General features: G+C 41.5%; 19 protein-coding genes. 18 read left to right on the top strand and 1 reads right to left on the bottom strand.

What is annotated here, in order from left to right:
- Positions 1–13: 13 nt before the first annotated feature.
- The 17 genes from rplF (at position 14) to ACFSJE_RS17600 (ending at position 12,656) form a co-directional block, all read left to right on the top strand.
- Positions 14–556, top strand: coding sequence for a 50S ribosomal protein L6 (gene rplF, locus ACFSJE_RS17680; RefSeq protein ID WP_379832200.1), 543 nt, complete (start codon positions 14–16; stop codon positions 554–556).
- Between the two features lie 11 nt (positions 557–567).
- Entirely contained in the window at positions 568–921 is a 354-nt protein-coding gene (gene rplR / locus ACFSJE_RS17675) for a 50S ribosomal protein L18 (RefSeq protein ID WP_379832199.1), read from the top strand.
- A gap of 7 nt (positions 922–928) precedes the next feature.
- Complete coding sequence (rpsE, locus tag ACFSJE_RS17670) at positions 929–1,453, top strand: 30S ribosomal protein S5 (protein WP_379832198.1); 525 nt, start codon at positions 929–931, stop codon at positions 1,451–1,453.
- Positions 1,454–1,465: 12 nt separating this feature from the next.
- Positions 1,466–1,645: a 50S ribosomal protein L30 gene (gene rpmD / locus ACFSJE_RS17665; RefSeq protein WP_067029297.1), complete on the top strand. Its 180-nt coding sequence runs from the start codon at positions 1,466–1,468 to the stop codon at positions 1,643–1,645.
- A 13-nt stretch (positions 1,646–1,658) separates the two neighbouring features.
- On the top strand, positions 1,659–2,111 hold the full coding sequence (rplO, locus tag ACFSJE_RS17660) for a 50S ribosomal protein L15 (protein ID WP_379832197.1): 453 nt from the start codon (positions 1,659–1,661) through the stop codon (positions 2,109–2,111).
- Positions 2,112–2,125: 14 nt separating this feature from the next.
- Positions 2,126–3,469, top strand: coding sequence for a preprotein translocase subunit SecY (gene secY, locus ACFSJE_RS17655; RefSeq protein ID WP_379832196.1), 1,344 nt, complete (start codon positions 2,126–2,128; stop codon positions 3,467–3,469).
- A 3-nt stretch (positions 3,470–3,472) separates the two neighbouring features.
- A complete protein-coding gene (infA, locus tag ACFSJE_RS17650) occupies positions 3,473–3,688 on the top strand; it encodes a translation initiation factor IF-1 (RefSeq protein ID WP_011710675.1) in 216 nt (71 codons plus the stop codon).
- 5 nt (positions 3,689–3,693) lie between these two features.
- The gene (gene ykgO, locus ACFSJE_RS17645; RefSeq protein WP_379832195.1) at positions 3,694–3,810 is read left to right on the top strand and encodes a type B 50S ribosomal protein L36; all 117 of its coding nucleotides are present in this window, start codon (positions 3,694–3,696) and stop codon (positions 3,808–3,810) included.
- A 2-nt stretch (positions 3,811–3,812) separates the two neighbouring features.
- Entirely contained in the window at positions 3,813–4,187 is a 375-nt protein-coding gene (gene rpsM, locus ACFSJE_RS17640) for a 30S ribosomal protein S13 (RefSeq protein ID WP_207096778.1), read from the top strand.
- A 100-nt stretch (positions 4,188–4,287) separates the two neighbouring features.
- Entirely contained in the window at positions 4,288–4,680 is a 393-nt protein-coding gene (rpsK, locus tag ACFSJE_RS17635) for a 30S ribosomal protein S11 (RefSeq protein ID WP_379832194.1), read from the top strand.
- Between the two features lie 106 nt (positions 4,681–4,786).
- Positions 4,787–5,392, top strand: coding sequence for a 30S ribosomal protein S4 (rpsD, locus tag ACFSJE_RS17630; protein WP_379832193.1), 606 nt, complete (start codon positions 4,787–4,789; stop codon positions 5,390–5,392).
- 20 nt (positions 5,393–5,412) lie between these two features.
- Positions 5,413–6,405 carry a DNA-directed RNA polymerase subunit alpha gene (locus ACFSJE_RS17625; protein WP_036379800.1) on the top strand — a complete coding sequence of 331 codons (993 nt, stop codon included), beginning with the start codon at positions 5,413–5,415 and terminating at the stop codon, positions 6,403–6,405.
- Positions 6,406–6,465: 60 nt separating this feature from the next.
- Positions 6,466–6,966, top strand: a complete 501-nt coding sequence (gene rplQ / locus ACFSJE_RS17620) for a 50S ribosomal protein L17 (protein ID WP_379832192.1) — start codon at positions 6,466–6,468, stop codon at positions 6,964–6,966.
- A gap of 97 nt (positions 6,967–7,063) precedes the next feature.
- Positions 7,064–8,176, top strand: a complete 1,113-nt coding sequence (carA, locus tag ACFSJE_RS17615) for a glutamine-hydrolyzing carbamoyl-phosphate synthase small subunit (protein ID WP_379832191.1) — start codon at positions 7,064–7,066, stop codon at positions 8,174–8,176.
- A gap of 117 nt (positions 8,177–8,293) precedes the next feature.
- Complete coding sequence (eno, locus tag ACFSJE_RS17610) at positions 8,294–9,586, top strand: phosphopyruvate hydratase (RefSeq protein ID WP_379832190.1); 1,293 nt, start codon at positions 8,294–8,296, stop codon at positions 9,584–9,586.
- A gap of 121 nt (positions 9,587–9,707) precedes the next feature.
- Positions 9,708–11,246 carry a glycogen synthase gene (locus tag ACFSJE_RS17605; RefSeq protein ID WP_379832189.1) on the top strand — a complete coding sequence of 513 codons (1,539 nt, stop codon included), beginning with the start codon at positions 9,708–9,710 and terminating at the stop codon, positions 11,244–11,246.
- Between the two features lie 126 nt (positions 11,247–11,372).
- Positions 11,373–12,656, top strand: a complete 1,284-nt coding sequence (locus tag ACFSJE_RS17600) for a citrate synthase (protein WP_379832188.1) — start codon at positions 11,373–11,375, stop codon at positions 12,654–12,656.
- A gap of 54 nt (positions 12,657–12,710) precedes the next feature.
- On the opposite strand, the gene ACFSJE_RS17595 is transcribed toward ACFSJE_RS17600, so the two are convergent.
- Entirely contained in the window at positions 12,711–13,178 is a 468-nt protein-coding gene (locus ACFSJE_RS17595) for a hypothetical protein (protein WP_379832187.1), read from the bottom strand.
- 273 nt (positions 13,179–13,451) lie between these two features.
- Between ACFSJE_RS17595 and ACFSJE_RS17590 the strand changes: the two genes are divergently transcribed.
- Entirely contained in the window at positions 13,452–14,366 is a 915-nt protein-coding gene (locus ACFSJE_RS17590) for a dimethylarginine dimethylaminohydrolase family protein (RefSeq protein ID WP_379832186.1), read from the top strand.
- Positions 14,367–14,372 lie beyond the last annotated feature (6 nt).

Genomic DNA, 14,372 nt, shown 5'->3' with positions numbered 1-14,372 from the left:
AAAGAGAAGAAAAATGTCAAGAATAGGTAACAATCCAATCGCAATTCCTGAAGGAGTAACCGTAGAGGTTAAGGATGCCTTGGTTACCGTAAAAGGTAAATTGGGGGAACTTTCCCAAGATTTTTCAGATGTTGATGTGAAGATTGAAGAAGGAAAGGTTTTGGTTGAAAGACCTTCTGACTCCAAAGATCACAAAGCAAAACACGGTTTGTACCGTGCTCTTGTTGCCAACATGATTAAAGGTGTATCCCAAGGATGGACCAAACAATTGGAGTTGGTCGGAGTTGGATACAGAGCCAGTAACCAAGGACAGAAATTGGATTTGGCCCTAGGATTTTCTCACAACATCGTTATGGACATTGCTCCAGAGGTGCAGATTGAGACAATTTCAGAAAAAGGGAAAAACCCTATCGTAAAACTAACATCTCATGACAAACAATTGGTAGGTCAAGTAGCTGCCAAGATCAGAGGTTTCCGTAGGCCAGAGCCTTACAAAGGAAAAGGTATCAAGTTTGTTGGTGAGCAACTAAGAAGAAAAGCAGGTAAATCAGCTTAATAATTAAGACTATGGGATTATCTAAGACTGAAAGAAAACAGCGCATCCGAAGAAGAATCCGTAAAGTATCCTTCGGAACTGAAGCAAGACCAAGATTGGCCATCTTCAGAAGCAACAAAGAAATATATGCCCAGTTGATTGACGACAACAAAGGGGTAACCTTGGCTGCTGCCTCATCCAGAGATAAGGATGTGGATGCAAAAGGAACCAAATCTGAAGTCGCAACTGCAGTGGGCAAGGCCATAGCAGAAAAGGCCCTTAAGCTTGGTGTAGAAGCCGTGGCTTTTGATAGAGGTGGAAACCTTTATCACGGAAGAGTAAAATCATTGGCTGAAGGAGCTAGGGAAGCAGGACTAAAATTCTAATAAGACTATGTACCAGAAATACAAAAACGTAGAGATAGTTAAGCCAGGGGGACTGGAGTTGAAAGACCGTTTGGTTGGAGTACAAAGGGTTACCAAGGTAACAAAAGGAGGTAGGGCCTTTGGTTTTTCAGCAATTGTTGTTGTTGGTGACGAGAACGGTGTTGTTGGACATGGTTTGGGTAAATCCAAAGAAGTAGCTACTGCAATTGCAAAAGCTATCGAGGATGCCAAGAAAAACCTAGTGCGTATTCCTTTGAACAAGGTAACTGTTCCCCATGAGCAAAAAGGGAAGTACGGTGGTGCCCGGGTTTTTATTAAACCTGCATCCCACGGTACCGGGGTAATCGCCGGTGGTGCTGTAAGGGCGGTATTGGAAGCTGTTGGAGTACATGACGTATTGTCAAAATCCCAAGGTTCTTCAAACCCTCACAACGTGGTAAAAGCAACTTTTGATGCACTTTTGCAGTTGAGAAGTGCTGACACCGTAGCGCAGCAGAGAGGTATTTCTTTGGAAAAAGTCTTTAAAGGATAAATAGAGGATATTATGTCAAAGATAAAAGTAACACAGGTAAAGAGCGCTATCAAAAAGCCACAGAACCAAAAGAGAACTTTGGAGGCTCTAGGGTTGCGCAAGATTGGACAGGTTGTTGAGCATGATGCAACTCCCAATATCCTTGGAATGGTAAATAAGGTAAAACACTTGGTTTCCACAGAGGAAGCTTAAAATATAACGGCACATGGATTTACATAATCTTAAACCAGCGGAAGGCGCTGTGCACAAAGAGGGAAAACGTGTAGGTAGAGGAGAAGGCACCGGAAAAGGTGGTACCGCTACCCGTGGACACAAAGGAGCCAAGTCTAGATCTGGATATTCCAAAAAGATTGGTTTTGAAGGTGGTCAGATGCCTTTGCAGAGACGTGTTCCCAAGTTTGGTTTCACAAACATCAACCGTAAAGAATACAAAGGTATCAACTTGGGTAAATTGCAAGAGTTGGTAGACAATGGAGTTGTAAAGAAAGAAGTAACTTTGGACACCCTTGTTGAAAACGGTTTGGCCCATAAAAACGATTTGGTAAAGATTTTAGGAAATGGCGAATTAAAAGCCGGCCTAAAAGTGTCTGTACATAAATTTAGTGCTTCCGCAAAAGCTGCCATTGAGAAAGCTGGAGGTGAGGCAATAAGTTTATAAGGAATAATTATAGCATGAAGAAATTTATAGAGACCATATCAAATATCTGGAAAATTGATGAGCTAAGACAGCGTATCATCTTAACCCTAGGGTTGCTTTTGGTATACCGTTTTGGTACCCGAATTGTTCTTCCAGGTATAGATACTACCCAATTGACCCAGTTGGCTTCACAGACCGATTCTGGTATTTTGGGAATTCTTAATGCTTTCACAGGAGGCGCTTTTGCCAATGCATCAGTATTTGCGTTGGGAATTATGCCCTATATCTCCGCCTCCATTGTAGTTCAGTTGATGGGAATAGCCATTCCGTATCTTCAAAAACTACAAAAAGAAGGAGAAAGTGGCAGAAAGACCATCAATCAGATTACACGTTGGTTGACCATCGGAATCTGTATTGTTCAGGCCCCTGCATACTTGTACGGTTTGGGTGCACTTGGTGTTCCAGACAGTGCTTTTGTATTGGGTAAAGGATTGGATTTTATCATTCCAGCTGTAATTATCTTGGTGACCGGATGTGTGTTTGCCATGTGGTTGGGTGAGAAGATTACGGACAAAGGTATCGGAAACGGTATATCCTTGTTGATCATGGTTGGGATCATTGCCACCATGCCACAATCCTTCGCACAGGAATTTGTTTCAAGGACCACCAACAACACTGGAGGTATCATGTTCATGTTGATCGAGGTTATTGTTTGGTTCTTGGTAATCTTGGCCAGTGTCCTTTTGGTGATGGCTGTACGACAGATTCCAGTGCAATATGCAAGAAGAACAGCTTCTGGTGGTTATGAAAAGAACATCATGGGAGCACGCCAGTACATTCCTTTGAAATTGAATGCATCTGGAGTAATGCCCATCATTTTTGCGCAAGCCATTATGTTTGCCCCAGGTTTGTTGGGAAGAACATTCAATGACACAGCAGTGGGACAGTGGATGGAAGTTCAGTTTGCCGATATTTTTGGATTGGCCTATAACATCCTTTTCGCCGTATTGATCATCATTTTCACGTATTTCTATACAGCGATTACCGTACCTACCAATAAAATGGCAGATGATTTAAAACGAAGCGGAGGGTTTATCCCCGGTATTCGTCCCGGAAAAGAAACAGGTGATTATTTGGATAAGATTATGTCGCTGATAACATTACCTGGATCCGTGTTCTTGGCACTATTGGCTGTTTTACCAGCTATTGTGGTAAAGCTGATGGATGTACAGGCCGGTTGGGCATTGTTTTACGGAGGAACATCCCTGTTGATCATGGTTGGTGTGGCGATAGACACTGTACAACAAGTAAATTCATATTTGTTGAACAGACATTATGATGGCCTGATGAAGACCGGAAAAAACAGAAAAGTAGCATAATACATGGCAAAGCAAGCAGCAATAGAACAAGATGGGACTATTATTGAAGCATTGTCTAATGCAATGTTCAGGGTAGAACTTGAAAATGGACATGTTGTAACGGCGCATATATCGGGAAAAATGAGAATGCACTACATTAAGTTGCTTCCCGGTGATAAAGTAAAGTTGGAAATGAGTCCATACGATTTAACAAAAGCAAGAATTACGTATAGATACTAGTTACAATGAAAGTAAGAGCATCAATAAAGAAGAGAAGTGCCGACTGCATAATTGTTCGCAGAAAGGGCAGATTGTACGTTATCAACAAAAAGAATCCTAGATTTAAACAAAGACAAGGGTAATTATGGCAAGAATTGCAGGGGTAGATATACCTAAACAAAAGCGTGGTGTTATTTCGCTTACCTACATCTTCGGAATAGGTAAAAGCAGAGCGCAAGAAATTTTGGCTAAGGCCCAAGTAAGTGAAGATACCAAGGTTTCTGATTGGAACGATGATGAAATTGGTCGTATTAGGGAAGCTGTTTCCGAATACACCATTGAAGGAGAACTTCGTTCAGAGACCCAATTGAACATCAAACGTTTGATGGATATTGGTTGCTACCGTGGAATTCGCCACAGAGCTGGATTGCCACTTAGAGGTCAGCGTACCAAGAATAACTCTAGGACCAGAAAAGGAAAAAGAAAAACAGTTGCCAACAAGAAAAAAGCAACTAAATAATAAAACATAGTCATTAGTCTTTAGACGTTAGAAGAATCTGTTTGAAATGTAAAAGTCTAGGATTCCAATAACTCAGAACTAACACTAGAAACTAAAAAATATGGCAAAGGCAAGTACCAAAACAGTAAAAAAACGCAAGGTAATCGTAGAGTCTACCGGAGAGGCACACGTTGTTGCATCCTTCAATAACATCATTATTTCCCTTACCAACAAAAAGGGTGATGTTATCTCTTGGTCTTCTGCAGGAAAAATGGGATTCCGCGGTTCTAAAAAGAACACTCCTTATGCTGCTCAAGTAGCCGCTGAGGATTGCGCTAAAGTGGCCCACGAAGCAGGATTACGTAAAGTAAAGGTGTATGTGAAAGGACCAGGTAACGGTAGAGAATCTGCTATCCGTTCCATTCACAATGCAGGAATTGAGGTTACCGAGATCGTTGATGTTACCCCACTTCCACACAACGGTTGTAGACCACCCAAAAGAAGAAGAGTTTAATCAATTATAGTTTAATGGCCCCAAAAGGGTCTTCACCCCGAAGGTGCAGTTTAGATTATCGAAGGATAAGCCTTAATTCATAATCGCACTTTCCAATTAATAGAAGATGGCAAGATACACAGGACCAAAAACAAAGATCGCTAGAAAATTTGGAGAAGCGATTTTCGGAGACGACAAGTCTTTTGAAAAGAAAAATTACCCTCCAGGACAGCACGGTAACAACAGACGCCGTGGTAAAAAATCAGAATATGCTATCCAGTTGATGGAAAAGCAAAAGGCCAAATATACCTACGGTATTTTGGAGCGTCAATTTAGAAACTTGTTCGCCGAGGCCAAAAGAAAAGAAGGAGTAACCGGTGAGATTCTTCTTCAATTGTGTGAATCCCGTTTAGATAACGTAGTCTTCAGAATGGGAATCTCCCCTTCACGAAGAGGAGCACGCCAATTGGTTTCACACCGTCACATTACCGTCAATGGTAATGTTGTGAACATTCCATCATACTCTCTTAAAGCTGGAGACGTTGTAGGTGTTCGTGAAAAATCAAAATCTGTACAATCCATTGAGGATTCTTTGTCTGCCAACAGCAGCGTATACGAATGGATCACTTGGAATTCCGAAAAGAAAGAAGGTACGTATGTAGCTGTTCCAGAAAGAATTCAAATCCCTGAAAATATCAAGGAACAGTTGATCGTCGAATTGTACTCTAAATAAAATTCAACATTAATCCAATTATGGCATTACTTAATTTTCAGAAGCCCGATAAAGTTATAATGATAGATTCAACAGATTTCGAAGGGAAATTTGAATTCCGCCCTTTGGAACCTGGCTATGGATTAACAGTTGGGAATGCGCTGAGAAGGGTATTGCTTTCCTCTTTGGAAGGTTTTGCCATCACTTCTGTGCGCATAGATGGAGTTGAACATGAGTTTTCTGTTATCCCAGGCGTTGTTGAAGACGTAACTGAGATCATTTTGAACCTAAAACAGGTTCGTTTTAAAAGACAGATTGATGATGTTGAGAGCGAGACTGTTTCAATTTCCGTTAGCGGAAAAGAGCAGTTGACTGCTGGTGATTTTCAAAAATTCATCTCTGGGTACCAAGTGCTCAACCCAGAATTGGTGATCTGTAACATGGATCCCAAAGTGAGCATCAACCTTGAGATTATCATAGAAAAAGGACGTGGTTACGTTCCTGCGGAGGAAAACAAAAAATCCAATGCACCTTTGGGAAGCATTGCGGTTGACTCTGTTTACACTCCAGTAAAGAACGTAAAATACAGCATCGAAAACTTCAGGGTAGAGCAAAAGACCGATTACGAAAAATTGGTTTTTGAAATCCTTACCGATGGTTCCATCCATCCTAAGGATGCTTTGACCGAAGCTGCCAAAGTATTGATTCACCACTTTATGTTGTTCTCTGATGAACGTATCACCCTTGAGGCTGATGAAATTGCTCAGACTGAGACCTACGATGAGGAATCTTTGCATATGCGTCAGTTGTTGAAGACCAAATTGGTAGATATGGATTTGTCCGTTAGGGCTTTGAACTGTCTTAAAGCTGCCGAAGTTGATACTTTGGGTGATTTGGTTTCCTTCAACAAGAATGATTTGATGAAGTTCAGAAACTTCGGTAAAAAATCATTGACCGAGTTGGAAGAGTTGGTCATCAACAAAGGCCTACAATTTGGTATGGACCTTTCCAAATACAAATTAGATAAAGATTAATAATCATATTTTGCTCCCCAAGTTCAATTGGGTTTGGTAGCAAGATGATAAACCACAAAGATGAGACACGGAAAGAAATTCAATCACTTAGGAAGAACATCTGCCCACAGAAAGGCGATGTTGGCCAACATGGCTTGCTCCCTTATCGAGCACAAGAGAATCAATACCACTGTGGCCAAAGCAAAAGCTTTGAAGCAGTTTATTGAGCCTTTGATCACCAAAGCTAAGACCGAGAACAACCAAACTACCGAAAAAGGTACACACAACAGAAGGGTTGTTTTCAGTAACTTAAGAAGCAAGGAAGCCATCACAGAACTGTTTAGCACTGTTGCTGAAAAAGTAGCAGACAGACCAGGAGGATACACCCGAATCATTAAGTTGGGTAACCGATTGGGAGATAACGCTGATATGGCCATGATAGAACTAGTGGATTTCAACGAGGTATACAATGCTGGTAAACCTGCCAAGAAATCAACCAGAAGAAGTAGAAGAGGAGGAGGCAAGAAAGCGGAGCCTGTGGCACCGGTCGCTGAAACCAAAACTGACGATTCTGAAGAATAAGAAAGATGTTATTAACTATTGTATTAGTGGAAAAAGGATAAGTGAGAACTTATCCTTTTTTTATGTTTTTTTGTAAACTGAAAAATTGGAACACTTCATGAAGTATCACGAAAAGAAAAAAGCACTGTTATTGTTGGCGGATGGTACCATTTTCTACGGGAAAGCTGTAGGAGGCAAAGAAGGTACTGCCGTTGGGGAAGTATGTTTTAATACCGGTATGACGGGGTATCAGGAAATCTTTACTGACCCATCGTATTTCGGACAGCTGATGGTCACCACCAATGCCCATATTGGGAACTACGGTGCCCATTTGGATGAAATTGAATCCGACTCCGTAAAAATAGCCGGGCTTATCTGTAAAAATTTCAGCTACGAATATTCAAGACCCGATGCCAGCATGAGTTTGTTGGAATTCTTGAGCAACAACAACCTGTTTGCCATCTCTGATGTGGATACCCGCGCCTTGGTAAGTTACATTCGGGATAACGGTGCCATGAACGCCCTGATTTCCACAAGAGTCGATGAGATTGATACGTTGAAAGAGGAATTAAAACAAGTTCCGAGTATGGAAGGGTTGGAACTTTCCTCTAAAGTATCTACCAAGGAGCCCTATTTCTACGGAGATGAAAATTCAGCCTATAAGATTTCCGCACTGGATATCGGTATCAAAAAGAATATCCTTAGAAACTTAGCCAAAAGGGGAGCCTACATCAAAGTATTTCCATACAATACTTCCTTCGAGGAAATGGAAAAATGGAATCCAGATGGGTACTTTATTTCCAACGGACCTGGAGATCCAGAACCATTGACGGATGCCATCACCGCGGCCAAGAAAATGATCACTTCGGATAAGCCGTTGTTTGGAATCTGTTTGGGACACCAAGTGTTGGCCTTGGCCAATGGTGTTTCCACCTACAAGATGCACAACGGGCACCGAGGCATCAATCACCCCATCCTAAATTTAGTTACGGGCAAAGGTGAAATTACATCCCAGAACCACGGGTTTGCCATCAATAGGGAAGAGACTGAGGCGCATCCTGAGTTGGAGATTACGCATACCCACTTGAATGATCATACCGTGGCCGGAATTAAAATGAAGGATAAGGATGTATTTTCGGTACAGTATCACCCAGAAGCAAGTCCGGGACCACACGATGCCGACTATCTTTTCGACCAATTTTTTGATGCCATCAAAACAGGAAAGAACTAAAACGTTATAGTTTTTTTTTAGGTTACCAAGACCGTATTAGAGGTGATAACATAATGTTAAAAGGCACGTCTTTTCGTATCTTTGACCAATTAATTACAATCATAAACTAAGAGTAAAATGAGCATTATTGTCAACATTCATGCAAGACAGATATTAGATTCGAGAGGTAACCCTACCGTGGAGGTAGATGTAGTTACCGAAAATGGAATTTTGGGAAGGGCGGCTGTTCCTTCTGGAGCCTCAACCGGAGAACATGAGGCCGTTGAATTACGCGACGGAGGAAGTTCTTTTATGGGAAAAGGTGTTGGAAAGGCCGTGAACAATGTAAACACTGTCATTGCGGAAGAATTGGTTGGAACATCCGTTTTTGATCAAAACGCTATCGACCAGACCATGATTGAATTGGATGGTACGCCGAACAAATCTAAATTGGGAGCCAATGCCATTTTGGGGGTTTCCTTGGCCGTGGCCAAAGCTGCTGCCAATGAATTGGGAATGCCATTGTACCGATACGTAGGTGGTGTTAGCGCCAACACGCTTCCGGTACCTATGATGAACATCATCAACGGTGGTTCTCACTCTGATGCTCCCATTGCGTTCCAAGAGTTTATGATCATGCCTGTAAAAGCGAAGGATTTCAGCCACTCCATGCAAATGGGTACTGAAATTTTCCACAACCTTAAAAAAGTATTGCACGACCGCGGTCTGAGTACAGCTGTGGGTGATGAAGGTGGTTTTGCTCCAACGTTGGAAGGTGGTACCGAAGATGCTTTGGATACCATTGGTAAAGCAGTGGAAAAGGCAGGCTACAAATTGGGTGATGACGTGATGATCGCTTTGGATTGTGCTTCCGCTGAATTCTATGTGGATGGCAAATACGACTACACTAAGTTTGAAGGTGATAAAGGAATGGTTAGAACCTCAGAGGAGCAAGCTCAATATTTGGCTGACCTTTGTGAAAAATACCCTATCATCTCCATCGAAGATGGAATGGATGAAAACGATTGGGAAGGTTGGAAACTCCTTACCGATAAAATTGGAGACAAAGTTCAGTTGGTAGGTGATGATTTATTCGTGACCAATGTAGAGCGTTTGTCCAGAGGTATTGAAAACGGAATCGCCAACTCCATTTTGATCAAGGTAAACCAAATCGGAACCTTGAGTGAAACTATTGCCGCTGTGAATATGGCCAAAAATGCTGGTTATACGTCTGTAATGTCGCACCGTTCTGGTGAAACTGAAGACAACACCATCGCTGATTTAGCCGTGGCATTGAACACAGGTCAGATTAAGACTGGTTCCGCTTCTCGAAGTGATCGTATGGCAAAATACAACCAGTTGCTTCGAATTGAGGAAGAATTGGGAAGTGTAGCCTATTATCCTCAAGAAAAAGCCTTTAAAGTAAAATAAGGATAAAGATTATTTAGCATAATAAAAGCCTTTCTCATTTGGGAAAGGCTTTTTTTTGTTACAATAACAAACTTTAGCTAAATTAAAGGATTGAACTAAGAATACTACCAAAAAGTACCTCATGAACAACTTTCTATTTGTTGCAGCGGAAAATGATGCCTTGCCCAATTGCAAGGCTGGCGGGATGGGAGACGTGGTCCGCGATGTTCCAAGACAGATTTCAGAACGTGGAGATAAAGTGCACGTCATTGTGCCGTCCTATTCCAGGCTTCACAAAGATGGATTGTTCAAAACGAACCTGAATTTTTATCTACGGGGATTGCGTTACACCGCTGAGTTGTATGAGGTAAAACCCAAGAAGGAATTTCCAAATATTGTGCACTACGTGCTCCATCATCCAGAGATTGAGCCGGGAGATATTGCACATATCTACCACAATGACCCTGAAGAGCCATTCTACACCGATGCCATCAAATATTTTATTTTTTGTACAGCAGTGGCCGAAGCAGTAAAACAGGGTGCTTTTGGCGAAATCGATGTGGTGCATTTGCACGATTGGCATTCCAGTTTGCTGCTATTTTTAAGGGAGTATCACCCCGAATACAAAAATTTGAAGGATATCCGGTTTGTATACAGCATCCACAATTTAGCCATACAGGGTATCCGTCCATTTGATGGCAATTATTCTTCCATAAAAAACTGGTTTCCGACCGTGCCGTTAGATTACCAAAAGTTGATGGATTACCGATATCAGGACTGCATCAACCTTATGGCTGTAGGAATCCGTTTCGCTGATGCGGTGCATACCGTTTCACCATCCTACAAAGAGGATGTCTTGAAACCTAGTTCCCCTCCTGAATTTATAGGTGGTGAAGGTCTGGAAAAAGATTTGCAAAAAGCAGATAAGGAAGGAAGGCTGTTTGGTATTTTGAATGGCTGTAATTACAAGAACATCAATGCCGAGGCAAAGGGACAGATTTATAGAAATACGGTAAAAGCGCTATTTGGATGGCTTCAGCAAGAAGATAAAAAATACAAAGCCGACTTTTTGGCCCATACCGGTGAAAAGATTATGGATTATGTGGGGAATCGACCCAAGTTCATTGCATCCAGCGTAGCCCGATTGACCGAACAAAAGTTTTACTTCTTCATGCGCTCCCCAGAGGCGTTTGTGGAAATCCTAAAAAAACTGGAAAAGGTAGATGGTATTTTTATGTTGTTGGGTACCGGTGCTCCAGAGTATGAGGAGCTCTTCAGAAAACTCAGTTATGAGCACAAGAATTTTATCTTCACCAACGGGCAGTCAGAAAGCCTCATCGACTCCATGTATTTGGAATCGGACCTTTACTTCATGCCCAGCCTTTTTGAACCCTGCGGAATCAGTCAAATGTTGGCCATGCGAAACGGGCATCCCTGTTTGGTACATCATACCGGAGGATTAAAGGATACCGTTGAACACATGAAAACAGGCTTTAGTTTTGATGGTGATAGCTATGATGATAAAATAAAAAACATGCTGAAAGTGATGGATGAAGCCCTCGACGTGTTTGAAAATGACAAGCCCACTTGGAAAAAGATTCAAGCTGCTGCAAAACGAAAGCGTTTTACCTGGAAAAAGTCGGTTGATGCGTACTATGACCTTCTGTACGACATGGCCTGAACGTATTTTTTAATACCATTGATATTTTATTGTTAATAACTGCACAAATAAGAGTTGGAAATTGTTAATGGCTGCGCTTTTTCGTAATTTCCGCATTCTATTTTTACTAATCTATTAAAACATAAAATGTCGGATAAAGCTATACTCGAATATGGTGGAAAACAGTATGAGTTCCCCGTAATCAAAGGTACTGAAGATGAATTGGCAATTGATATTAAATCACTAAGGGCGGATACTGGAATGGTTACGATAGATCCCGGTTATAAAAACACGGGTTCTTGTGAAAGCGCCATTACTTTCTTGGATGGGGAGAAAGGAATTCTACGGTACAGAGGATATTCCATTGAGGATTTAGCAGAAAAGGCCGATTTTTTGGAAGTGGCCTACCTACTTATTTTTGGTGAGCTGCCCAATAAAGAACAATTACAGAAATTCCACAACGATATTAAAGAGGAATCCCATGTGGACGAGGAGATGAAAAAGATTTTGGATGCCTTTCCAAAAGCGGCGCACCCTATGGGCGTACTTTCCTCATTGACAAGTGCCTTGGTAGCTTTTAATCCTATTTCGGTAGATGTTTCCTCAGAGAAGGCGATGTATGGCTCAATCGTACGCATTTTGGCCAAATTCCCGGTATTGGTGGCATGGACCCAAAGAAAGAAAAAAGGACTTCCATTGGACTATGGGGATGATAGTCTGGGTTACGTAGAGAACATTCACAAGATGATGTTCAAAAAACCAAACCAAGAGTACAAAAAGGACCCAATTGCCATTGAAGCCTTGGATAAATTATTGATTCTGCATGCGGACCACGAGCAAAACTGCTCCACATCCACAGTGCGAATCGTAGGATCTTCACATGCAGGATTGTTTGCTTCGTTGTCAGCTGGAATCTCTGCGCTTTGGGGACCATTGCACGGAGGTGCCAACCAAGCCGTATTGGAGATGTTGGAAGCTATTGAAGCCGATGGTGGTGATACCAAAAAATATATGGCCAAAGCAAAAGACAAGGACGACCCGTTCAGATTGATGGGCTTCGGACACCGTGTCTATAAAAACTTTGACCCAAGGGCTAAGATCATTAAAAAGTCTGCAGACGATGTGTTGGGGAACCTTGGAATTGAGGACCCTATCTTAGACATTGCCAAAGGGTTGGAAAAAGAAGCTTTGGAAGACACCTATTTTGTGGACCGCAAGCTTTATCCCAACGTGGATTTCTATTCAGGAATAATTTACAGGGCGCTGGGCATACCAACGGATATGTTCACTGTAATGTTCGCTTTGGGAAGACTTCCCGGTTGGATTGCACAATGGAGGGAAATGCGCCTTCGAAAAGAACCCATAGGAAGACCCCGACAAGTATATATCGGGGAAAACCTAAGGCCTTTTGTTCCATTGGAAAAAAGATAAGACTTGGGGGACAGTCAAAAAAACGTGGGCGATATTAACATCGCCCTTTTTTAGTTAAAGGCTATGTGGGTTATTCCCAGAACCAAGGTTCAATAGCCTATCGTTGTCATAGCATATGCGCATGATCTCTCGGAGGTAATGGGCACGTATCCATGAAAGATCCTTGCTGTTTAATATGGTATTTTTTGAACGTTCAAACTCATGATGCAGAAAATTATGGGCATCGATTGCATTCAAATTCTTGATGGTAGAATCCAAGGATTGTCCGTATCTGTTAATGGATGAATTTACTTTCATTAAATCCCAGTCATTTTCAATGATGATCTTATCATTGGAGAAAGACCCCTCTGGAAAATCGCTTTGCATAATACAATCCCTATACTTTGCGGAATACAAAGAATCAGCATTCTTATCAAAAGAAGAATACGTTGCAGTAACCTTTTTCTTCTGGAATGCATTCATTGGTCCCCACAATGCAAATGCGGCTAAAACCAATAAAGATGAAATGAACAATTTTTTCATTTGTAGGAAAAATCTGAATACAAATGTAATAATAAAAAATGTACAGGCAACATTTATTATATAAAAAATCACATCAAGTGGTGAATTTTAACGCATTAACTTTCAGTTAGTTAAATTTTAAATATTTCTCATTTTTGTACTGGGAAAATCGCATAAATAAAAAAAGTGTTTTTGCCAATTTGTAGGAGGATAATAGGGGGCAAAACACTAGATTTGCCATAGAATTTTTGGGGAAAATCCCTATTTCAGTTCAAAAGATTCAAGGATTACGGTATGATGCAATTGAACATTGTAGATGAAACTAGCCCTTTAAAGGCCGTGATTTTGGGTACAGCTGTTAGCTGCGGGCCAACGCCCACCCCAGAGGAAGCCTATGACCCAAAGTCATTGGAACATATTTTAGCGGGTACGTACCCTATTGAGGCTGATATGGTAAAGGAGATGGAAGCATTTGCAAAGGTGTTCGATAAATATGGTGTAAAAGTCTATCGACCAGAAGTTCTTGAAAATTGTAATCAAATCTTTTCCAGGGATATCGCCTTTGTTATTGAAGACAAATTGTTCCATGCCAATATCCTGCCCGACCGCGAACGGGAGTTTGTGGCCATTCATGAAGTCTTGGAAAGTATCGATCCAAAAAAAATAATTCGCCCACCTGAAGAAGTACATATTGAAGGCGGCGACGTGATGCCGTGGAACGATTACATTTTTATTGGCACTTACACGGGACCGAATTATCCAGATTTTATCACTGCCCGAACCAATAAAGAAGCCGTGGAGTATATCCGAAGGATGTTTCCACACAAAACGGTAAAATCCTTTGAGCTGAGAAAATCAAATACCGACCCCAAGGAAAATGCCCTGCATTTGGACTGCTGTTTTCAACCTGTTGGAAAGGACAAGGCCATTTTACATAAAAATGGATTTTTGATGGAGGAAGAATACCAATGGTTGGTGGATTATTTCGGAAAGGACAATGTTTTTGAGATCACCAAGGATGAAATGTACCAAATGTTCAGCAATGTATTTTCCATTTCACCCGAAGTGGTCGTATCGGAAAAGAGCTTCACCCGACTCAACAATTGGCTGCGCGAACAAGGTTTTACGGTAGAAGAGATTCCATATGCCGAAATTGCCAAGCAAGAGGGGCTGCTCCGATGCAGCACCATGCCCCTCATCAGAGCATAAAGATTA

The sequence above is a fragment of the Flagellimonas iocasae genome (assembly GCF_042682725.1).
GTDB lineage: Bacteria > Bacteroidota > Bacteroidia > Flavobacteriales > Flavobacteriaceae > Flagellimonas > Flagellimonas iocasae.
Note: the sequence above shows the minus strand (reverse complement) of the source record. Positions and strands in the feature narration are given on the sequence as shown.